Raw genomic sequence first — 20,687 nt, forward strand, 5'->3', positions numbered from 1 at the left:
TTGTCAGCGTGTACGGATGCGCGGATCGATGACCGGCGCGATGAGGTCTGCGAGAAGATTGCCGGCGACGATTGCCAGCGCCGAGGTCAGCGTGACGCCCATGATGATGGGAATGTCGACCTGCTGGATCGCCTGCCAGGCAAGCTGGCCGATGCCCGGCCAGCCATAAACGGCCTCGACCACCACCACGCCGCCCATGAACTGGCCGATATCGATGCCGATCATGGCGATGATCGGCAGGATCGCGTTGGGCAGCGCGTGCCGGAAGATGATACGCCGCGACGAAAGGCCCTTGGCGCGGGCCGTGCGGACATAGTCCTGGTTCAGCACGTCGATCATCGCCGAGCGCACCATGCGCGCATACCAGCCGGCGCCGAGGATGCCGAGCGTCAGCGCCGGCAGCACGATATGGGCAAAGCTGCCATAACCGCTCATCGGGAACCAGCCGAGCGTGACGGCGAAGACGTAGAGCAGCAGCAGCGCCGCCACGAATTGCGGCGCCGAGACGCCGACGAAGGAGGCGGTCATCACCAGCCGATCGACGAAGCTGCCGCGCTTGACGGCGGCGATCGTGCCGAAGGTGATGCCGAGCACGACCTCGACGAAGATGCCGGCCGCCATCAGCGTCAGCGTCGCCGGCAGGCGGGCTGCGATCAGCGTCCAGACTTCCGTCTTCTGCGCATAGGAGCGGCCGAGATCGCCCTGCAGCAGGCCCGTCAGGTAGGTCCAGAACTGCACCAGCAGCGGCTGGTCGAGGCCGAGTTCGTGGCGGATCGAGGCGACCGTCTGCGCCGTGGCACTGCGGCCGGCGATCATGCGGGCCGGATCGGCCGGCAGCGCATAGAGCAGCACGAAGGTGATGGCGGCGACGCCGAGCAGGATGAGGAAGGCTTGCGCAAGGCGTTTGGAGAGCAGGATGACCATCAGCCCCTCCCCCGCTGCGTCGGATCGAGGATGTCGCGGAGCGCATCACCCACCAGATTGAAGGCCAGTGCCGTCAGCAGGATCACCATGCCGGGGAAGAACACCAGCCACGGTGCTGCCTGGAAATAGCTCTGGCTCTCGAAGATGATGTTGCCCCAGGACGGCTGCGGCGGCTGCACGCCAATGCCGAGGAAGGAGAGCGTGGCTTCGAGCAGCACGGTGGTGGCGATGCCGAGCGTGCCCCAGACGATGGCGGTCGGGATCAGGTGCGGCAGGATATGCAGCAGCAGGATACGGGCATGGCTGGCACCGAGCGAGCGTTCGGCCATGATGAAATCACGCTCCACCAGCCCGCGCGTCTCGGTATAGACGATGCGCGCCACCTGCACCCAATTGACCAGCGCGATCACCATGGCGACGATCCACAGGCTCGGCTTCATCAGCGCCGCCAGTACGATGGCGAGCAGCAGCGCCGGAAAGGCCATCATCAGGTCGGTGAAGCGCATCAGCACATTGCCCATGAAGCCGCGCAGATAACCGGCGACGATGCCGACGAACAGGCCGATGGCCACCGCGACACCATTCGCCACCAGCCCGATGATCAGCGAGGTGCGCGCGCCATACAGCATGCGCGAGAACAGGTCGCGGCCGAGCGTGTCCGTGCCGAGCAGGAACTGGCCGCCGGGCGGCATCGGCGCGCCTTCGAGCGTCAACCCGTCAAACATCTGCTCGTCGGGATTGAACGGCGCGACCAAAGGCGCTGCCAGTGCCAGGACAACCACGATCAGCACGACCACGAGGCCGAACAGCGCCGAGGGCTGGCGGAAAAGCGAGCGGAGCACAGTCATCAGCCCACCTCCGGCAGAGGCTCGGCCCCGCCCAGGAAGATCGCCGAGACCTGTTCCATCGACAGCCGCCGGTCCATGGCGCAGTCGCGCAGCATGGCATAGGCCTGTTCTTCATCGAGCCCACGGGCAGTGCGCAGCTTTTCGACAGCGGCATGCACCAGCGGCCGCATCCGCACGCGCTCCTCGAGATATTGCATCTGTTGGGCGACCGCGCGGCGCTCCTCGTGGATCGAGACGGCCATGACCAGCGCCGGATAGATCGCGGAGGCCGTCACCGGCTTGGGGATGATGGCGCTGGCGCCCTGCTGCAGCGCCCAGGCGATGCGGCCCGGGGCTTCCGAGCCGAGCAGCGCCACCAGCGGCTTGCCCAAAGTATCCGGCTTTGCCGGCAGCAGGTCATCCCAGCCCTGGTCGGCATCGACAAGCACCAGATCGGCGCTGTCCCAGCCGGCCAGCGGCGCCCACTGGCAAGTGGCGCGAATGCCGAGCAGGCCGAATTGCCGCTCCAGCCGCTCGGTATTGGCATCGCCGCGATGCAGGATCACGGCATGCCAGCCGGTAAAGTTTGGTGTCCGGCTCATGACACGATCCTCAGCCTGGCCGGCATATGGGTGCCGCGCGTGGTGAGATAGGGATCGGCGGCCAGCGCCGGCCGTGAAGCGATGACGTCGAAGCCGTTGCCGGCATTGATGCGGCCGAGATGGAAGGGCAGCGCCGCATGGTTGGTGCGGCTGTCCACGGTGAGCGGCCCGAACAGCGAGGGCCATTCGCGCCCATGCACCTCGCGCCGCACCGCCTGCGGTTCGTCACTGCCCGCAGCCAGGATCGCGCCGATGCAGAGATCGGCGGCCGTGTAGGCGCTGGCGAAAACACTTGAGATGCGCCGATCATGGCCATAGTGGCGCGCGGCGCGGGCCTTGAAGGCGCTGTTGTCGGATGTGTCGAGCGTATCGAAATAGGAGGCGGCGCACAGCTGGCCGGTGGCAGAGCCTTCGGCGATCAGGTCGAGCTCGCATTCCATCAGGTCACAGCTGACGACCGGGCAATTTTCGGGCCTGAAGGCCGGGTCGCGATCGCCCAGCGCCTTCATCGCCTCGAGAAAGGCATAACTCGACGGACCGATCAGGTTGTTGAGGACAAAGCTCGGCCGGCGCTCCTCGATCTCGGCGATGATGCGCTCGACGGCGGTTTCCTCCAGCGGCAGGTAGCGCTCGCCCAGCACCTCGCCGCCGGCATTGGCGATCAGTTCACGCGCCAGCCGGTTCATCTCCCAGCCCCAGACATAATTGGCGCCGGTCAGATAGGGCCGCGCACCAAAACGCGGGATGAGATATTCGAAGGCAGGGATCAGATGCTGGTTCGGGCAGCCGCCGACATAGATGACATTCTCGTTGGCCTCGAAACCCTCGTAAGGGCACATGTACCAGAGCAACCCGTCATGCTTCTCGACCAGCGGGATTACTTCCTTGCGCGCCGCGGACGTGATGGTGCCGACGATATGCCGGCAGCCCTCGCGCAGCAGATGCCGGGCGCCATCCAGATAGGCGTCGAGGCTCGCATGCGGATCGTAGAAGATCGGCTCGATAGCACGCCCGGTCCGCCGGGCACAGTCTTCGATTGCCAGCATCGCCCCATCGCGGGCATCGACCCCCATGGCGCCATAGGGCCCGGTGGTGGAATAGAGAATGCCGATTTTCAGCGCATCGCCCATCGATCTTCCAAATACGAAAAACCCCATGACGCCGACCCCGCGGCTGCGGGAGCATCATGGGGCGAAACTGCCCTGCGACTATCGAAGTCATGTCAATGCGGACGGGAAAATGCCTAATCCGCAGGCGTGATTAAAATACAGACATCAGACGAGAGTCAAGCGCCTTCAAATGCAACCTCACATCTAAATGTGAACTAGGCCGATAAAACCGAACCATCTCTGATTGGCTTGTTCGGCGCTCTGGCGATGTTTTCCGCCGATGTGTTTTTTTGGTTCTCGTCCACGGTCTCAGCAAGCATCTTCTGCTCGAGTCGATAGCGATCGAGTTGCCGTCGAACGGCTCATGCTCGGCGCACTATGGACGTATGCTCGACGTGACCGGCGCCCTCAAATCATGAGGGTTCGCTACCCATGAAAGAGCATTTATTTTGCCGCCTCCACGATCAATTCGGCAATATCGAGAGGGCGAGATGCAAGGGAAGCATGACTTGCATCCAGTTCGAGAATCTTCTTCGCCCCCATGCGTTCAGCCATCATCTTCTGGTTTGCCGGATGGATCATGCGGTCCTGGGTGGAAATCTGGTACCATGAGGGTTTGACTTTCCAGGCCGGTGCGGTGACGGCATCCCCGAACGTGCTGCCGATGGGCGCTTTTTGCGTAACGGCCATGACCAATGCCTCGTCCTCATCAAGATCCTGACAGAAGCTCTCATGGAATTTGTCCGGTTTGATCCATAGGTATCCGTCGCTGTCGGGTGTGATGTTGGGAAAAGCTGCCGGAGGGTTTGCCTGGCTAATGCCGCCAGCACTTTCGCCTGCATCCGGCGCGAAGGCAGCGACGTAGACCAGCGCCTTCACGTTGGGCAAATCCCCCATTTCAGTGATTACCTTCCCCCCGTAGGAGTGCCCGACCAGGACGACCGGACCGTCGATCTGCCTTACCATCTTGCGCGTCCGCTCGGCATCCTCTGCAAGCGATGTCAACGGGTTTTCGACCGCCCGGATATCGTCATACCCCATACGAGAGAGCGCAAGGATGACATTTTTCCAGTGGGACGCACCGCCCCAAAAACCATGGACAAGGACAATTGCAGGTCTGCTGCTCATTTCATGCGCTCCTGGGTAATGTTAGGGCAAGATATGCTTGGTTGAGCCGCACTTTCGTGCAAACCGAGATGTAGGTCCCGACAAGAGAAGGGAAAGTAGCGCGGTCTAAAATAAGGCCAGACCGAACAATAGTATGCCGCCCCACCCCATCAAGCACGTTATTGCGGCGCGCAGCTCTCAACCTTCGGACATTGCGATTGAAGCACTGCGACGATTGCGGCAACACTCTGGGTGAAGCGTTCACGGTTGGCGCTTTGGCAAATGAACTCAAGATGATCATTGAAGTAAGCCGCCATCGGCCCCTTCCACTCCGGGCCTGATTCAATCATCTGTTCGGCAGTGTAAAACAGATAATCGACGTAGCCCTCGTAGGCGATGCGTTGATTTTCATCCTTCATCGCGCAGTAATGACCGCTGGCGAGCTCTGGCTTCTGAACCGTCAGGCTGAGAAATTCACGGTATATTTCCCGCGCGGTTTGATCACGCTGGATAATATCAGCAGAGCGGATCTGAAGTGGGATAACGATCAGTGCGACCAATGCCGCAAGGGCTGTTGTCATTGCCCCTATTGCGCCGATCCTCTCGAAGTTCCGCTCCAACCATTCCCCCATTTGCCTGCCTCCTGATCGTGTACCGGGAGGTGAATATTAGTATGTGCAAATCGTTTGTCATTGGAAAATCAGTATGATGCCCTAGATCAATCCTGGAACACTGGGGAACATCCGATGAGCCTTATCGAAATGAAGACTGTTTTCGCAATGATCCTTGCGGGAGGTGTGTGCCTCCCTTCGGCAGTTCGGGCGGCGCCGATGGTCCTGACCAATGCCAAGATTCATACCGTAGATCCCAAAGGGACATCCGCCCAGGCGATTGCCATAGACGATGGCGGCGTCATCCTGGCTGTCGGAACCGAGGACGAAGCTTTGGCGGCCGCCGGCAAACAGGCCAGAATCGTCGACCTGCGCGGGATGTCGGTGCTGCCCGGGTTCCAGGATGCCCACATGCATCTGATCGAAGCCGGCGTAAACGAGATTCTCTGTTCTTTCGAGCCCTTCGATACGCTCGAAAACACACTCGCGACGGTCGAGGAGTGCATGACCTCAAGCAAGACGGAATGGGTGCTTGGGTCAGGCGTGAGCATGACGAATTTGCTTGACCAAAATGACAACCCCATTGCCCTGCTTGACGAAATATCCCCGGATAGGCCGGTCCTGATCCTCGACGACATCGGGCACGGGGCCTGGGCAAACTCTGCTGCAATGCGTGCCGCGGGCTACGATGTGATGGATGCAAATCCGCCCGGCGGCATCATCCTTCGCAACAAGAAAACGGGCAAGCCAAACGGGATCGTTCTGGAAAACGCCCAGCAGCGGCTACGCAACCTGGCCTTTCCTGCGACCGCGGAGAATATCGAGTTCGCCTATGAAAGCCTGCTGCCAACGCTGGAAACGCTCGCGGAAAACGGCATTACATCGGTCAGCGATGCGGGCGGCTTCTGGCCGCAGGGGCATGTCGAAGTTTGGCGGAAGGCCGTGGCAAACAAGACTTTGAGTGTCCGCACCTCGAACGCTCTCTACGTGTACCCGGATCTGGACTTCGACGAGCAGATGGCCATGCTCGGCAAGCTCTACTCCAATGATACGAACAGCTTGCTGCGCTTCAACCAGGCAAAAATTTACGTTGACGGCATCCTCGAGCAACGGACCGGATCAGTGCTGCAGCCCTACAGAAAAGGTGCGGGCATTGACCACGGCTTCGACAGCGGATTTCTGTACTTCGATATCGACACCTTGAACCGCTATTCCCGCGCACTGTCGAAAGCGGGCTTTCAACTGCACTACCATGTGACTGGCGATCGTGGTGCACGCCTCGCCCTCGATGCCATTGAACAATCCGACCCCCAGCCAGGCCCACATCGCCTTACACATCTCTACCTCGTTGACAAAGCCGACTATGGCAGATTCAAGCAGCTGGGCGTTGTCGCTGATTTCCAGCTTGCCCCCAGTTCGATCGACCCCGAGTATCAAAAATTCATCCGTGACTTCATCGGTCAACGCGCCGGGCACATGATGCCGGCAGGCGAACTTGCGGCAGCGGGTGCCGAGATCGTGATGAGCAGCGATTTCGACGCCGACGAGCTATCGCCTCTGATCAAGATCCAGGCTGCAGTCATCCGCAAGCACAACGGCGCTGCGGACGTCGCCACTGCCATCGAATGGATGACCATCAATCCTGCGCGATTGCTGCATCAGGACAAGACCACCGGATCGCTGGAGGTCGGCAAATTCGCCGACCTCGTGGTGATCGATCGCGACATCCTTTCTATTCGGACGGACGAGATCGCAAAGGCGAAGGTCATGGCAACCCTTTTGCAGGGCCGGCCGGTCTACGATCCGGAGAGATTGTTTGACGAGTAGGCCGTCTCTTCCCAGACCTGAGACCCCGTAGTGACGCGCCTGAATGGCGTAAAGCCAATTTTGGGTTCCGAAGCGGCCGAGCGAAATAGACCCGTTTGCAGCCTGCTTGTCATCCTGGCTCAGCGCGGCTCGATCTGTCGAACCGCGCGGAGAGTATCCGTTTTGATCAAGCCGTGGATGACACCCATCTTCTACCGCGCATGCACAGCGGCATCGCGACGATCTCGGCCGATTGAACGTCCGGTTTCGCCATCTCGGCGGGCGCCCCGCCGATGTCCTCGCTGGTGACCGCGTTCCTCATTCGTTCGATCTCGAACCGGGCCGGTGACAGCGCGAGCAACTCCGGCAGCAACCCATCGCCACGCTGTGCGGCGATGGAATGCAAGCCTTGCAACAACGTCATCAGATTTTTCCTCCCGTTGTACTTCAACGTTCATCTCTTCAGACGACGTTGATGTGCCTGAGCGCCGCGGAATGCCCCCAGATATGCTGATCCGGCGGCTCGCCCTTCGGATCGTCGAGCGGATCCACATCTGGAAACAGCGCGCGCTCCTGCAAGGTCGTGCCGATCCTCTGTGGATCGAGGATGCGTTCGAGGTCATCGAGCTGCGAGGCCGCCCACGCGACCATCCGCCCCAGCTCCGGATGCACCTCGTCACCCGCCGGGCGGGTATAGGCGCTGATCCAGCGTTTCAGCTCGTCCGACCGACGCTGGGCATCGACGAGCTGCGCGAGCAGTGCAAGACGCTTGCTTTCGCGCTGACGCCGTGCAGCGGCCATCTGCTGCCGGCGACCAAGTTCCTGGGGATCGTAGATTTCGGGATCGACCATTTGTAGCTCCGTTGGTGTTTCTGTTCCCGACGGTATGGCCACCGCTTGATCCACGCGCTCCGAATATTGCTCTCAAATCGAAAACGGTTGGACGAACACGGCCGGTGGTCCGTATTTCGATTTGAAAGCAAGGACCGGAGAGAAATGCAGTGCACCGGCTTCTATGTTCGCCCTACACCGAACCAGGAAGGAAATGACGATGTATGAGACTATTCGTTTTGCATGGGGGACCAGCTCCCTTGGCGACTTCATCGTCGCTATGTCCGGAAAGGGTATCGTCGCCCTCGAATTCGGGTCCATGCGCGCCGCGATGGAAGACGCATTGCGCATCCGCTTTCCCAAATCGGCGCTGGAATGCAGCCCGGAAGGACTGGCGAACGTGATGGAGATCGTGGCTCGCGTCATCGACGACCCGGCCTCTCGCTGCGATCTGCCACTCGATCTGCGTGGGACGCCCTATGACGTGGAGGTCTGGACGATGCTGCGAGAAATACCGGCCGGACAAACCACCAATTATGGAACCTTGGCGGCGAAGCTCGGCTCGCGCGACGCGAGAGACGTGACGGCGGCGATCGCCAGCAACCCGATCGCCGTGATCGTGCCATGCCATCGCGTGATCAAGAAAGACGGTTCCATCTCCGGATATCGCTGGGGCGTGCAGCGCAAGCGCGCGCTTCTGGCCCGCGAAAAGCGGGCCATGGAGAACTGGCCTGTCGGATAACTGGCGCCGCAACGATCACGGCGCCAATCGCATGGGATCAGCGCGCGTCATGGAAGATGATGCCCAAGGTATGCCGCATGCCGGAGCGGAGCCGGCTGACACCATGGCGCAGATTGACCCTGTAATTGCCCTTCGTGCCCTGGACCGGCCGATTGTGGACGGCGAAGGCGACGGCATCGCCCTGCCTGAGCGAGACCACCTCGACGCGGCTCTGCATGCGCGGCCGCTGTTCGGTCAGCACAAATTCACCGCCGGTGAAGTCGCGGCCCGGCTCGGACAAAAGGACCGCCACCTGGATCGGAAAGGCGAGATCACCGTAGAGGTCCTGATGCAGGCAGTTGAAATCGCCGGGGACATATTGGAGCAGAAGCGGCGTGGGCCGGATCTGGCCGGCGTCGTGACATTTTCGCAGGAATGCGGCATGGGTTTCGGGGAAGTGCTGCTCCATCCCCATCCGCTGGTTCCAGGCGTTGGCGACATCAGCAAGACGCGGATAGAGCGCGGTGCGGAGGCTGCCGATCAGATCGGGTAGCGGGTATCTGAAATAGCGGTATTCCCCTTTCCCGAAGCCGTGCCGCGCCATGATGACATGGCTGCGGAAATGGCTTTCGTCGGCGTAGAGCGCCACAAGCCCATGGCACTCTTCGGGAGTGAGAAGGGTGGGAAGCACTGCGCAGCCGTAGCTGTCGAGTTCACCCGCAAGTGCCTGCCAGTCATAAGCGCCAATTCGCGCTTCCGCGGATATCTCCGCGGCGGTGAGAACCGTGCCGATGGCAATCTTGCTCATGCCGCAGCTTCCTTCTCGATAAGGGCGCGCTTGCGCTCGACGCCCCAGGCGTAACCCGAGAGCGCACCGTCGTTGCGAACGACGCGATGGCACGGGATGGCCACGGCGAGATTGTTTGCAGCACAAGCACCCGCGACAGCGCGTGTCGCGCTTGGCGATCCGATACGCCGGGCGATCTGCGAGTAGGAAACACGCTCGCCGGCCGGGATTTCCTGCAGCGCCTGCCAGACACGACGCTGAAAGGCCGTGCCACGAACATCGAGCGGAAGATCGAGACCAATGCCCGGATTTTCCACAAAGCCGCAGACGCGCGCGACCAGCGCTTCATAGTCACGGTCCATGCCGATCAGGCGTGCCTTCGGGAAACGATCCTGAAGGTCGCGAACCAGCTCGTCGGGATCGTCGCCGAGAAGGATCGAAGCGACGCCCCTGGCGCTGCACGCAACCAGGATTGCGCCGAGATAGGACTGGCCGATCGCGAACTTGATCTCCTCGTCGATACCTCCACCCCGATACCGCGTCGGCGTCATGCCGAGCATGTCGGTAGACTTTTCGTAGAAACGGCCGCTCGAATTGAAGCCTGCATCATAGATTGCTTCGGTGACGCTGGCACCGGTCTCCAGGCCGGCGCGAAGCTTCTTCGCACGGCTCGCCGCGGCATACGCCTTTGGTGTCAGACCGATGGAAGCCTTGAATACGCGGTGAAAATAGCTCGGGCTGCGATCGACGACAGTCGCCAAATCCTCCAGAGACGGCTCCTCCTCGCTCGCCTCGATGAAACGGCAGGCCTTGACGACAAGCGCGGCGTTCTCGTTATCGAGTGACAGACCTTCGGGATTGCACCGTTTGCAAGGCCGGAACCCCGTCGCCCGCGCACTCTCGATCGTATCGTGCAACGTGACATTCTTCGGATTCGCCGTGCGGGACGGGCACGAGGGTCGGCAATAGATGCCTGTCGTGGTGACGGAATACCAAAGCTGGCCGTCAGCGGCCTTGTCGCGGGCGATGACGCGCGCCCAACGCGGATCGTCTGCGACAGAAAGGGTTGAGGTACGAAGTGCCGATGCGGGCTGCGCGTTGATTGTCATGCTCGTCTTCTCGAATGGTTATGCCTCGATGGTGCCTTCGATCTGCGTTGGCCACGCTCCGATCCTTGCTCTCAAATCGAGAAAATACCCACCCGTTTCCTGCACGGCCGTCGAAAAGGCGCATCCAGCAATCCGGACATATCGACGGCCGGCTCCTGACGGCATGGTACAGGTTGACTGATGAACCCTTGACGCGCCATGGCTATGCATCTCATCCAGCCCGCATCGCAGGTCTGCCACAGGCTTCCAAATCAGTTCAATCGACGCGATCGAGGAAGAAAGCGAATTCGGTTCGATCGACGTTCTTCGCCCCTTTTTCATGGAAATGCTGGATATGAGGCCCTTCGTTGTGGTGCTTGTCACGCTGCTCCTGCGAAGCCCAATGCTCGACAAATACAAAGAGCGCCGGGTCACTCCTATCGACGAAAAGCTCGTAACTTATGCTTCCGTCCTCCTGGCGCGACACGTCAGCGACTATCTTCAGATCGCGCCGCAATTCCTCTTCCTTGCCGACCTTCGCGCGAAGACCGACGACAATGAAAACTTCGCTCACGGTGAATACTCCCAGCATCAGGGGCGGCGGAGCCAAGGAACTCCTATTCCCTCAGCTCCGCCCAAGCGCTACTCCGTACGATCGTACGAAAACTGGATGCCCGCCGTGCCGCCTGTCTCGATGAACAGGTTCATGAACTGGGGAACGGTTTCCTTACGCTGCCAGTCCCGTTGCAACTCACAGAAGAGTTGCGGCACGCTGATCATCTTTCCGCCGGCCTGCTCGATCCGTCGCAATGCTGCCTCGTGCGCGGCAACGGAAGTGCCGCCAACCGCATCGGCGACGACGTAGACCTCATAGCCTTCGGCAAGCGCATCGATAGCCGGAAACGTGAGGCAAGCCTCGGTCCAGAGTGCAGTCATGATGAGTTTCTTGCGCCCCGTTTGTTCCACTGCCTGACGGAACTCGACATCCTCCCAGGAATTGATCGAAGTCCGGTCATAGGTCGGGATGCCTTCCAGCGCCTTGCGAACCTGGGGAATTGGCGGCTGGTTCAACCCGGTCTTGACATTGACGGTGGAGTGCACGATGGGCAGCCCATAGACCCTTGCCGCCTTCGACGCACCAACGATGTTGTTGATCAGAAGCTGGCGGTCCATCGAAGCGATCGAGTTCACCTGAACCGGTTGGTAGTCGATAATCACGAATGCCGAGTTTTTTGGGCTCAAAAGCCGGTCTTTGACCGGATCACGCATGAGTTCACTTGTCATCGTTTACTCTCCTCCTCAGTTGAACGAATAAGCCCTGCGTCTCCCTGGAACGTGTATCGCCGTCATGCAGCCTCAAGTTCGGCTATGAAATTTCTCACATGGGATCTAGCATTCGTGCGAACTCCGATGCCATCGGGTAAACACCCGATACTGCCAATATTATTTGCCTGCTTCGTACGATCGGACGCGAGGTATCCCTCCATATCCGGCCCTCGAACAGCACGGATCGATGCGGCCGAGGCTCAAACGCACTAACCGTCGAGCAGGCTGGCATAGTCAGGGTGTTTGACGGCGAAGGCTGCCATGAATGGGCATTTTGCAATGACACGCACCTTGCGGGCGCGCAGCGTCTCAAACACGCCGTGGGCAAGGCGGGTGCCGATGCCTTGGCCGGATAGTGCCTGCGGCACCTCGGTGTGGGTGAGCACGATCCGGCCGTCCTCCTCACGGTAATAGGCGACCGCCAACTCGTCTCCGACAGCAAGCTCGAAGCGTGAATCGGCGGGATTGTCGCGAACGTCGTCATTCATTACGCATTCTCCCATTTCCAGTTGCGCCGAAGCTCAGGCTAAAAGGCCCCCGAACTGCCACAGGAACCCAAGCAGCCCCATATAGAGCAGCGTTTCCGCGACGATCCTCCGCTTCAGGCCGGCGACTGACTGTACGGCCGCATGGCAGGGAACGGCAAATACTGTTTTATCGACCATATTTCATCTCTCTCAAAAGGTGCGCGTGATCGCGCTTGTCGAAGGTGGCGCCGAAACGTACATTAATCAAATGAGGCAGAGGCATTTGAAATATGCGAGAAATTCATAATGTCGATCTCAATCTTGTTCGCGTCTTCGTCGCGGTGCTGGAAGAGCGGGGCGTCACCCGTGCGGCCGAGCGCCTGCACCTCACGCAATCGGCCATTAGCCACGCACTGGCCCGGTTGCGTGAAACGCTTGGCGACGAACTCTTCATCCGCGGACCGGACGGGATGTATCCGACACCCCGCGCCCTGGAACTTGCCCAGACCTTCAAGCCGGCCCTGCAACAGATCGAGGGCGCCATCGCCGGCAATGCCTTCAATCCAGAAACCTCGGACATGTCCTTCGTCGTCTCGACATCGGACTTCCTCACGGCAACGGTCATTCCCGACCTTCTGGCGCGTATTCGCCGCCTTGCTCCGAGCGCCGGCTGCTGGTTGCGCCCGCTGAGCGAACTCAACATTACCGAAGAACTCGACCGCGGTGCCCTACACGTGGCGATCGGTGTATTTGGCAAGACGCCGTCCCGTTTCGTCAGAGAACCGCTGTTTTCCGATCAGAGCGCCTGGCTGATGCGTCGGGATCATCCCGCGGCGGCGGGCCCCTTCGGCCTTCACGCACTGGCAGCCTTTCCGCATGTCGACATCCTGATTTCCGACCAGCGCCAGCCGGCGGGCGATGCAACGATCGAACAGGGCGGGCTGGAGCGGGCCTATATCACCAGCAATCCGCGCTACATCGAAGGCCTGCTCGGCGCCGAAGGCCTGGTGCGCAAGGCGGGTGCGACCGTCTCGCATATCCTTGCCGTTCCGGCCCTGCTGGCGGCAACGGACATGATCGCCTATGTGCCGCTGCAATTTGCCCGGCGTGCCGCGCGCTCGCTGGACCTTGTCTGGCGCGATCCGCCCTACCATGCGCCGCCCTTTGAGATTTCAATGCTGTCCCATCGAACGATGGGTGCGCATCCTGCTGTTGTCTGGCTGCGGCAGGCGCTGATGGAAAGCGCGGAACGCTACCATCGCGAGATCTGATCCAGGCGACAAAATGAATTTAGATCATAATGCAAATGCAAAAATATCATTTCATTCATTGATCCGCCACGCCCATATTTGCCGATATCGGAATCCGGTCCAGAGGACCCAGGAAAGTTACGGCAATGAACGCAATCGTCACAGGCCTCGCAGTTCAGGACAACAGGCCGCACCCGACGCCCATCGCAAACGAACGCGCACCGGCCACGCACCAGCCGCAACCGAAGAATGCGGCGGCGAAGGGTCCGCGCCGGCGCAGCTATCTCGCTCTCGCCCGGTCGGCGATCATCGTTGTCGGCATCGGGCTCGCCATCGTCGTCCCGCTCGGCTGGGGCCAATGGGTGGCAGGCTTTACGAACCAGTCGACGGACAATGCCTATCTCCGGGCCGATACGACGCCGATCAGCACGCAGATCTCCGGCCGCGTGCGCAGGGTCGCCGTGAGTGACTTCCAGCCAGTCCGGGCGGGCCAACTGCTTGGCGAGATCGACGCGGCGGAGTATGACGCCAAGGTCAGCCGTGCAACCGCGGCGGTTGCCGCCGCAGACGTCGCCATCCGCAATGTCGATAGCCGGATCGAACTTCAGCACCGCACCATCGCCCAGGCCGATGCAGCAATCCTTGCGATCACGGCTGACCGCGACCGTGCAGCCGGCGAATACGACCGGCAGAGCACTGCGGTCGAGAACGGCTGGTCCACCGGCCAACGGCTGGAGGATGCGCTGGCCGCCAATCGCCGTTTCGAAGCGCAGCTTGCAGAAAAACAGGCCGAAGCGGACGCCCAGCGCCAACAGCTGAACGTGCTGGGCACCGAGCGGGAACAGGCTATGGCGGAACTGGATATCCGCAAGGCCGATCTGGCGCTCAGCCGCATCGAACTGGGCTATACCAGGATAGTCGCCCCCATCGACGGCGTGGTCAACGTCAGCAGCGTGCGTGCCGGCCAGTATGTTTCCGCCGGCACCCGGTTCATTTCCATCGTTCCTTTGTCCAAGGTCCATGTCGTGGCGAACTACAAGGAAACCCAGCTCGGCAAGGTTCGGATCGGCCAGGCCGCCACGATCAGGATCGATATGTTCCCCGGCCGGGAGTTGAAGGGCCGCGTGGAGCAGATCGCGCCGGCCACCGGCGCGGAATTCGCCCTGCTGCCCGCGGACAATGCCACCGGCAATTTCACCAAGGTCGCACAGCGCATTGCCGTGCGGATCGCGCTCATCGATGTCCCGGAGGATCTGCGACAGGCGCTGCGGCCAGGCATGTCTGTCCTGTCGACGATCCATACGGACATGGCGGCCGACGATCCCGCAACCAAATAGACAAGGAGGACAGGCTATGACAGCGACAACGGTTCCGGCCTTCCGGAAAGAATGGCCCAGTCTCAGGACAGCCATCGGCATCGGTGCCGTCCTCCTCGGCACCTTCACCTCGATCCTCAATGCGCGGCTGACCGAGATCGGCCTTGCAGATATTCGCGGCGCCCTTGGCCTCAGCCTCGATGAAGCCTCCTGGATCACCACGGCCTATATCGTCGCCGAAGTGGCAGCGATCCCGGCGGCGGTGTGGCTGCGGGGCATCCTGTCACCGACGCGCGGCGTTATCCTTGGCGCCGCGCTGTTTTCCGTCTTTTCGCTCGCCATCCCGTTCAGCCCTGACCTGCGGCTCCTGCTTAGCCTGCAGGCGTTGCGCGGGCTGAGCGCAGGGGTGCTGATCCCCATGGCCTATGCCGTGATCATGCGCCACCTGCCGCAGCACCAGCGGCTCTACGGCTTGTCGCTCTATGCGCTCATTTCCGCCACGACGCCGAGCCTCTCGGTTTCACTCGAGGCTTTCGTTCTCGACCATCTCTCCTGGGAGTTCCTGTTCTGGCTCAACGTCATCCCCGGTGCTCTGACAGTTTTCGCAGCGAGCTACGGGCTTGCCCATGACCCGGTCAAATATATGCGCTTTCGCAAGTTCGACGGATTCGGGCTGCTCGCCCTTTCGCTGGGACTGGCCGTGCTGGTGGCCGCGCTCGACCAGGGCAACCGGCTCGACTGGCTGCAATCCGGCCTGATCGTCGGTTTCCTGCTTTCCGGGGCGGTCCTGGTCGGCGCCTTCTTCGTACACGCCCTGCTGCATCCGAACCCGGTTGTCAGCCCGCGGCTGCTGTGGCGGCGAAAAATCGGCCTCGGTCTCGCAATGATGTTTGCCGGCCGCATCGCCGTCATGTCCTCGGCCTTCATCGTTCCGCAATATCTCATCCGCGTCCAGGGATATCGCGCCCTCGAGAGCAGCAGCCTGTTCCTCACCACGGCGATCCCGCAGCTGTTGCTCGCGCCCGTGGTGGCCTGGCTCTGCTACCGGCTCGATCCACGCAACCTCCTGGCGCTTGGCGGCATGTTGACGGGCGGCGGCCTGCTGCTGTCGGCCAATATCACCAGCCTGTGGGCGAACGAGGAGTTCCTCCTGCCCCTCATGCTCCAGTCGATCGGCGGGCCACTCGTCGCGATCCCCACCATGGTGCTGATCACCGAGGACATCACGCTGCAGGAAATCCCCTGGATCGCCTCGCTGGTGCATATCGTGCGTACGGTTGGCAGCGCCATCGGTCTGGCTCTCGTGACGACCACGGTGCGGGTCCGGGAACAGGTCCATTCCAGCCTGATCGGCCAGCACGTCGAAAGCGGAAGTGCGGACGTGACGGCGCGGATCGAGACATTGGCACAGACGCTGCTGCCGCGGGCCGGCAACCCGCAGGAGGCGGTCGGCCAGGCGACCGCCCTCCTGGCCCGCACCGTCCAGCGCGAGGCCTATGTGCTGAGCTATGCCGATGCCCTCCTGCTGATCGGGATGATCATGCTGCTTGCAACCGCGCTGTCGCTGGCCCTGCGCAAAACCCTCCTGCCCGGTCGTTTTCTCTGATAGACCGGCCACAAGGCCCCGATGCGGCAGAAAGGTCCCATCCATGCGCGATCGCCTGACTGGTATGCAGGTCTTCGTCGGCGCGGCGCAGCAGGGCAACTTGCCGGCCGCAAGCCGATCGCCCTTTATTGAATAGCTGCCACCCTGTGATCACGGGATAGCAATTCCGTCATTTCCCGGCGCCCGAAGTCGGCGCCGAAGACCGGCGTACCGACCCCGAAACGCCGACTGGCAAGAAGCCCGCCGGCATCAACCGGATCATATCCCAGCCGGTCGATGAAACCGGCCACCATGTTGCGGGCTTCGGCATCATCGCCGGCAAGCACCAGCGCACGTCGCTCGGGATGACCGTGAGGGCGGGCGCGCTGTTCGATCTCGTGATAACCGAGATGATTGAAACTGCGCACCAGCCGCGCGCCGGCAAGATGACCCTGAACGACCTCGCTGCTTGCAGCCTCGCCTTCGAATTCCGGGATACTGCCGTCGGTCGGCGCCCAATAGTTCATCGCGTCGATGACGATCTTGCCGGCGAGCAGTTCGGGTCGCAGGCTTCGATATTTCGACAGCGGCAGCGCCAGGATCACGATATCGCTGTCGGCGATCAATGCCTCGGCCGTATCGGGCAGGGCGCCGGGCGCCATGATCTCCAGCAACAGGGCAATCTCGGCCGGAGGCCGCGCCGTGGCGACGCGGACCTCGTAGCCGGCGGCAAACACCAGCCGCGCCAACGCCGTGCCGACGCGGCCAGCCCCCAGAATGCCGATGATTTTCGGTTCAGGCATCATGCTTCTCCTTTACCGGCGGGACTGCCGCCAACGCCTTGTCGACCAGAGGTTTGACCCGGGTGCCGAGCAGCTCGATCGCGCGCAGGAATTCCCGATGCGGCATCTGGCCGACATCGATCTGGAAGAACTGGCGCATATGGCCGATGCTGCCCTGCAGCTTCACGATACGTTCAGCGATCTCTTCCGGCCCGCCGACGAAAAGCGCCCCGTCACCGCTCGCTTCCTGGTCGTAATGGAAGCGTGGCGGCGGCGCGAAGCCGCGGATCTTGCCAATCTGCTCCATCACCGCGTGCCAATGCGTCCAGAAGAATTCCTTGGCCTTGGCCGGGTCCTCGCCGACGAAGCCCGGACTTGCGACCGAAACCTTGACCTTCTCCGGCGCGATGCCGGCCTGGCCCGCCGCGCGGCGATAGAGTTCGGCCAAAGGTGCGAAACGATTGGCCTGCCCACCGATGATCGCATAGGAGACCGGCAGGCCGTTGAGGCCGGCGCGGATCGACGAATGCGGGTTGCCACCGGTCGCCAGCCAGATCGGCAGCGAACCGCTGTCCGGGCGCGGGACGACCAGCGCATTGTCGAGCGCCGGACGGAACTTCCCCTGCCAGGTGACGGTTTCGCTCTCGTTGATCTGCAGCAGCAGGTCGAGCTTTTCGGCATAGAGTTCATCATAGTCGTTCAGGCTGTGACCGAAGAGCGGGAAGGATTCCGTCGAGGAACCACGGCCCGCCGTGATCTCGGCACGGCCGTTGGAAAGCGCGTCCAGCGTCGCGAACTGCTGGTAGACACGCACCGGATCGTCGGTGCTGAGCACGGTCACCGCGCTGCCGAGCTTGATGGTCTTCGTCGTCGCAGCGGCTGCGCCCAGAACGACGGTCGCGGCCGACGCCGGCATCTCGCGGGTGTGATGTTCGCCGATGCCGAAATAGTCGAGCCCGACCTGGTCGGCCAGCTGGATGGCCTCCAGCAGGTTGCGCATGGCCTGCGACGTCGAGCCAAGTGCGCCGGTTTCCGGATCCTTCTGCACGTCGCCGAAACTGTAGATACCAAGTTCCATCGTCATTTCTCCCAGGGCGTAGGCGGCTTGCTGTCGCATATCGCCGTCAGTATATATTTGTAACCTGGCCTAATGTCGTAACTGCAAACCCGGATGCAAGGAGGCACACCGATGTTACCGGAACCCGCCAATCTGCTGGAAGCCTGCCGGCCCGTGCGGCAGATTCTCGCCCGCGTCGGCGACAAATGGAGCGTGCTGATCGTCATGGCGCTGCGCGACGGGCCGCGGCGTTTCAACGAGGTGAAACGTGCCATCGGCACCATCTCGCAACGTATGCTCACACTGACGCTGAGGGGCATGGAGCGCGACGGGCTCGTCCGGCGCACCGTGTTGCCGACCAAGCCGCCGCGGGTCGACTACGAGCTGACCGCGCTTGGTTACTCCCTCTACGAGCCGGTCGACCGGCTCGGTCGCTGGGCGATCGAAAAGGAAGCGGAAATCACCCAGGCCCAGCAAGCCTTCGACCGGCAGCAGGAAGATTCCCCGGCATCGTCCGGCAGCGAGGACATCTAGCGGAGATAGCGCGCGCGCTCCTGCTCGGCTTTGGTCAAAACCGCATATTCGCCGGCGAGATAGTCCATCAGTGCCCGCACCGAGGGAAGCAATCCGCGACGCGAGGGGAAGACCGCATGGATGATGCCGCTGCGCGGCGCCCATTGCGGCAGGATGTCGATAAGCCGCCCGGCCGCCAGGTCCTCCTGCACCACCATGGTCGGGAACTGGCACACGCCGATGCCGGACAGCGCGGCCTGGCGGAGCGCAACCATGTCTTCCGTCACCAGGCGCGGATCGTGCGGCACGGTCGCCGCCGCGCCCTGCGGCCCTTCCAACCGCCATTCGTGCCCACCGGTGGATGACCCCCAGGACAGGCTCGGCATGCTCGTCAGGTCCGCCGGAACGAGCGGCCGGGCGAAGCATTCCTCCACCAGGCCGGGGCTTGCCACAAGCCGCTGGGTGCTCTCGGAAAGCTTGCGGACCACGAGATCGCTGTCGCCCAGTGGCGGGAAACGCACGCGGATGGCGATGTCGAACCCTTCCTTGATGACATCGACGCGCCGGTTGGTGCTTTCGAGATGCACATGGACCTGGGGGTGCCTCGCCATGAAGCGCGCGATCATTTCGCCCACCTGGAAATAGATGACCGAGGAAGGACAGCTGACCTTCACCGTTCCGCGCGGCTCGGCGCGCATCCGCTCGATCACGTCCTGGGCGGCCTCCGCCTCCACGACCATCGCCAGACAATGACGATAGAACTCCTGGCCGATCTCGGTCACCACGAACTGCCGCGTGGAGCGCTGCACGAGGCGGACGCCGAGGCCTTCCTCCAGAAGGCCGATGCGGCGGCTGAGCCGGGAACGTGGCATGCCGAGCTTGCGGGCGGCGGCGGAAAAGCCGTTCTGCTCGACCACATCGACGAAAAGGCGGAAATCGTTGAGATCCTGCATCCCGACTCCATTGTCCTGAATTTGGGACATTCTAGCACGATATTGCCATCTATCGCCAGATTTGGTGCAGCCGTATATTCGGCTCATCGGATTGCCCATCGGCAAATCCCAAGGAGCCACACCCCATGAGAAAGATCCTCGGCATCTACAGCAGTCCCGCCCAGCACTGGGTTGGCGATGGTTTTCCAGTCCGCTCAATGCTGTCCCATGCAACGCACGGCGAGCATGTCAGCCCGTTCCTGCATCTCGATCACGCCGGCCCGACCGCCTTCCCGCCCGCTGATCAACCTCGGGGCGTCGGCGCCCATCCACATCGCGGTTTCGAAACCGTGACCATCGTCTATGAAGGCGAGGTCGAGCACCGCGACTCGACCGGTGCGGGCGGCGTCATCGGTCCCGGCGACGTGCAATGGATGACGGCCGCAGCCGGCATCCTGCACGAAGAATTCCACTCGCCCGCCTTCACCCGCCAGGGCGGCACGCTCGACATGGTCCAGCTCTGGGTCAACCTTCCGGCGAAGGACAAGGATGCGGCACCCGGCTACCAGTCGTTGCTCGACCGGGACATCCCGACCGTCGCGCTTGCCGACAAGGCCGGCCGCCTGCGGGTGATCGCCGGCGCCTACCAGGGCCATACGGGGCCGGCCCGCACCTTCTCGCCGATCGACCTCTGGGATCTCCGGCTGAACCACGGAAAGGACGTTTCGCTCGACCTGCCCGAGGGCCACACGGCCGGGCTCGTCATCCTGCGCGGCTCCGTTCTCGTCAACGGCGAGGCGGCGGTCCGCGACGGCCAGTTCGTGCTGCTGGACCGCAAGGGCGGCGCCTTCAGCCTCCAGGCTGAAAGCGATGCGACGGTTCTGGTGCTGAGCGGTGCACCGCTCGGCGAGCCGGTCGCCATGCGCGGCCCCTTCGTCATGAACACGCCGGAAGAATTGCAGCAGGCTTTTGCAGACTTCCGCGCCGGCAGGTTCGGCACGATCGCCGCCTGACCTCAAGCTTGTCCTCGGCGCACTCGCCCGAGG

Annotated in this window: 24 protein-coding genes; 7 read left to right on the forward strand and 17 right to left on the reverse strand. The window is 62.1% G+C overall.

Translation table 11 applies throughout. The features are described from left to right. Window positions 1-3: 3 nt before the first annotated feature. The 6 genes from ACSQ3I_RS07110 to ACSQ3I_RS07135 form a co-directional block, all read right to left on the reverse strand. Window positions 4-924 (reverse strand): ABC transporter permease, encoded by a 921-nt coding sequence (locus tag ACSQ3I_RS07110; RefSeq protein WP_435997344.1) that lies wholly within the window; start codon window positions 922-924, stop codon window positions 4-6. Next, window positions 924-1,772 carry an ABC transporter permease gene (locus ACSQ3I_RS07115; RefSeq protein WP_435997346.1) on the reverse strand — a complete coding sequence of 283 codons (849 nt, stop codon included), beginning with the start codon at window positions 1,770-1,772 and terminating at the stop codon, window positions 924-926. The genes ACSQ3I_RS07110 and ACSQ3I_RS07115 overlap by 1 nt, the downstream gene beginning before the upstream one ends. Then, window positions 1,772-2,353 carry an ANTAR domain-containing response regulator gene (locus ACSQ3I_RS07120; protein ID WP_435997348.1) on the reverse strand — a complete coding sequence of 194 codons (582 nt, stop codon included), beginning with the start codon at window positions 2,351-2,353 and terminating at the stop codon, window positions 1,772-1,774. The genes ACSQ3I_RS07115 and ACSQ3I_RS07120 overlap by 1 nt, the downstream gene beginning before the upstream one ends. Continuing rightward, window positions 2,350-3,483, reverse strand: coding sequence for a transporter substrate-binding protein (locus tag ACSQ3I_RS07125; RefSeq protein WP_435997350.1), 1,134 nt, complete (start codon window positions 3,481-3,483; stop codon window positions 2,350-2,352). Before ACSQ3I_RS07125 ends, ACSQ3I_RS07120 begins: the two co-directional genes overlap by 4 nt. Window positions 3,484-3,906: 423 nt before the next feature. Next, window positions 3,907-4,590, reverse strand: a complete 684-nt coding sequence (locus ACSQ3I_RS07130; protein WP_435997352.1) for an alpha/beta hydrolase — start codon at window positions 4,588-4,590, stop codon at window positions 3,907-3,909. A gap of 158 nt (window positions 4,591-4,748) precedes the next feature. Further along, the gene (locus tag ACSQ3I_RS07135; RefSeq protein WP_435997354.1) at window positions 4,749-5,201 is read right to left on the reverse strand and encodes a hypothetical protein; all 453 of its coding nucleotides are present in this window, start codon (window positions 5,199-5,201) and stop codon (window positions 4,749-4,751) included. 114 nt (window positions 5,202-5,315) lie between these two features. Between ACSQ3I_RS07135 and ACSQ3I_RS07140 the strand changes: the two genes are divergently transcribed. Continuing rightward, on the forward strand, window positions 5,316-7,007 hold the full coding sequence (locus tag ACSQ3I_RS07140; protein ID WP_435997356.1) for an amidohydrolase: 1,692 nt from the start codon (window positions 5,316-5,318) through the stop codon (window positions 7,005-7,007). A gap of 166 nt (window positions 7,008-7,173) precedes the next feature. Here the strand turns inward: ACSQ3I_RS07140 and ACSQ3I_RS07145 are convergent, their stop codons facing one another. Both ACSQ3I_RS07145 and ACSQ3I_RS07150 read right to left on the reverse strand, forming a co-directional pair. Then, the gene (locus ACSQ3I_RS07145) at window positions 7,174-7,410 is read right to left on the reverse strand and encodes a hypothetical protein (RefSeq protein WP_435997357.1); all 237 of its coding nucleotides are present in this window, start codon (window positions 7,408-7,410) and stop codon (window positions 7,174-7,176) included. 38 nt (window positions 7,411-7,448) lie between these two features. Beyond that, window positions 7,449-7,838 (reverse strand): hypothetical protein, encoded by a 390-nt coding sequence (locus ACSQ3I_RS07150; protein ID WP_435997359.1) that lies wholly within the window; start codon window positions 7,836-7,838, stop codon window positions 7,449-7,451. A 193-nt stretch (window positions 7,839-8,031) separates the two neighbouring features. Here ACSQ3I_RS07150 and ACSQ3I_RS07155 point away from each other — a divergent pair, with 193 nt between their 5' ends. Beyond that, entirely contained in the window at window positions 8,032-8,559 is a 528-nt protein-coding gene (locus ACSQ3I_RS07155) for a methylated-DNA--[protein]-cysteine S-methyltransferase (RefSeq protein WP_435997361.1), read from the forward strand. A 37-nt stretch (window positions 8,560-8,596) separates the two neighbouring features. Here the strand turns inward: ACSQ3I_RS07155 and ACSQ3I_RS07160 are convergent, their stop codons facing one another. The 6 genes from ACSQ3I_RS07160 to ACSQ3I_RS07185 all read right to left on the reverse strand — a co-directional run bounded on the left by ACSQ3I_RS07160 (window position 8,597) and on the right by ACSQ3I_RS07185 (window position 12,404). Then, entirely contained in the window at window positions 8,597-9,346 is a 750-nt protein-coding gene (locus ACSQ3I_RS07160; protein ID WP_435997363.1) for a 2OG-Fe(II) oxygenase, read from the reverse strand. Continuing rightward, a complete protein-coding gene (ada, locus tag ACSQ3I_RS07165) occupies window positions 9,343-10,434 on the reverse strand; it encodes a bifunctional DNA-binding transcriptional regulator/O6-methylguanine-DNA methyltransferase Ada (protein WP_435997365.1) in 1,092 nt (363 codons plus the stop codon). The genes ACSQ3I_RS07160 and ada overlap by 4 nt, the downstream gene beginning before the upstream one ends. Before the next feature lie 256 nt (window positions 10,435-10,690). Further along, the gene (locus tag ACSQ3I_RS07170; protein ID WP_435997366.1) at window positions 10,691-10,987 is read right to left on the reverse strand and encodes a putative quinol monooxygenase; all 297 of its coding nucleotides are present in this window, start codon (window positions 10,985-10,987) and stop codon (window positions 10,691-10,693) included. A 68-nt stretch (window positions 10,988-11,055) separates the two neighbouring features. After that, window positions 11,056-11,697, reverse strand: coding sequence for a hydrolase (locus tag ACSQ3I_RS07175; RefSeq protein WP_435997368.1), 642 nt, complete (start codon window positions 11,695-11,697; stop codon window positions 11,056-11,058). A gap of 251 nt (window positions 11,698-11,948) precedes the next feature. Next, complete coding sequence (locus ACSQ3I_RS07180; protein WP_435997370.1) at window positions 11,949-12,227, reverse strand: GNAT family N-acetyltransferase; 279 nt, start codon at window positions 12,225-12,227, stop codon at window positions 11,949-11,951. Window positions 12,228-12,260: 33 nt separating this feature from the next. Beyond that, window positions 12,261-12,404, reverse strand: a complete 144-nt coding sequence (locus ACSQ3I_RS07185; protein WP_435997372.1) for a hypothetical protein — start codon at window positions 12,402-12,404, stop codon at window positions 12,261-12,263. A 92-nt stretch (window positions 12,405-12,496) separates the two neighbouring features. On the opposite strand from ACSQ3I_RS07185, the gene ACSQ3I_RS07190 reads away from it, so the two are divergent. The 3 genes from ACSQ3I_RS07190 to ACSQ3I_RS07200 all read left to right on the forward strand — a co-directional run bounded on the left by ACSQ3I_RS07190 (window position 12,497) and on the right by ACSQ3I_RS07200 (window position 16,378). Then, complete coding sequence (locus ACSQ3I_RS07190) at window positions 12,497-13,477, forward strand: LysR family transcriptional regulator (protein WP_435997373.1); 981 nt, start codon at window positions 12,497-12,499, stop codon at window positions 13,475-13,477. Between the two features lie 125 nt (window positions 13,478-13,602). Beyond that, window positions 13,603-14,793 (forward strand): HlyD family secretion protein, encoded by a 1,191-nt coding sequence (locus ACSQ3I_RS07195; RefSeq protein WP_435997375.1) that lies wholly within the window; start codon window positions 13,603-13,605, stop codon window positions 14,791-14,793. Between the two features lie 16 nt (window positions 14,794-14,809). Beyond that, window positions 14,810-16,378: a DHA2 family efflux MFS transporter permease subunit gene (locus ACSQ3I_RS07200; RefSeq protein ID WP_435997377.1), complete on the forward strand. Its 1,569-nt coding sequence runs from the start codon at window positions 14,810-14,812 to the stop codon at window positions 16,376-16,378. Between the two features lie 125 nt (window positions 16,379-16,503). On the opposite strand, the gene ACSQ3I_RS07205 is transcribed toward ACSQ3I_RS07200, so the two are convergent. Together ACSQ3I_RS07205 and ACSQ3I_RS07210 are read right to left on the reverse strand one after the other, a co-directional pair. Continuing rightward, window positions 16,504-17,160 carry an NADPH-dependent F420 reductase gene (locus tag ACSQ3I_RS07205; protein WP_435997379.1) on the reverse strand — a complete coding sequence of 219 codons (657 nt, stop codon included), beginning with the start codon at window positions 17,158-17,160 and terminating at the stop codon, window positions 16,504-16,506. Further along, window positions 17,153-18,217, reverse strand: coding sequence for an LLM class flavin-dependent oxidoreductase (locus ACSQ3I_RS07210; protein WP_435997381.1), 1,065 nt, complete (start codon window positions 18,215-18,217; stop codon window positions 17,153-17,155). Before ACSQ3I_RS07210 ends, ACSQ3I_RS07205 begins: the two co-directional genes overlap by 8 nt. A 111-nt stretch (window positions 18,218-18,328) precedes the next feature. Between ACSQ3I_RS07210 and ACSQ3I_RS07215 the strand changes: the two genes are divergently transcribed. After that, on the forward strand, window positions 18,329-18,730 hold the full coding sequence (locus ACSQ3I_RS07215; protein WP_435997383.1) for a winged helix-turn-helix transcriptional regulator: 402 nt from the start codon (window positions 18,329-18,331) through the stop codon (window positions 18,728-18,730). Here the strand turns inward: ACSQ3I_RS07215 and ACSQ3I_RS07220 are convergent. Continuing rightward, window positions 18,727-19,662 (reverse strand): LysR family transcriptional regulator, encoded by a 936-nt coding sequence (locus ACSQ3I_RS07220; RefSeq protein ID WP_435997385.1) that lies wholly within the window; start codon window positions 19,660-19,662, stop codon window positions 18,727-18,729. The genes ACSQ3I_RS07215 and ACSQ3I_RS07220 overlap by 4 nt on opposite strands. 125 nt (window positions 19,663-19,787) lie before the next feature. Here ACSQ3I_RS07220 and ACSQ3I_RS07225 point away from each other — a divergent pair, with 125 nt between their 5' ends. Continuing rightward, window positions 19,788-20,654: a pirin family protein gene (locus ACSQ3I_RS07225; RefSeq protein ID WP_435997387.1), complete on the forward strand. Its 867-nt coding sequence runs from the start codon at window positions 19,788-19,790 to the stop codon at window positions 20,652-20,654. Window positions 20,655-20,687: the final 33 nt, after the last annotated feature.

This window comes from Rhizobium sp. LjRoot30, from assembly GCF_964253915.1.
Taxonomy (GTDB): Bacteria; Pseudomonadota; Alphaproteobacteria; order Rhizobiales; family Rhizobiaceae; genus Metarhizobium.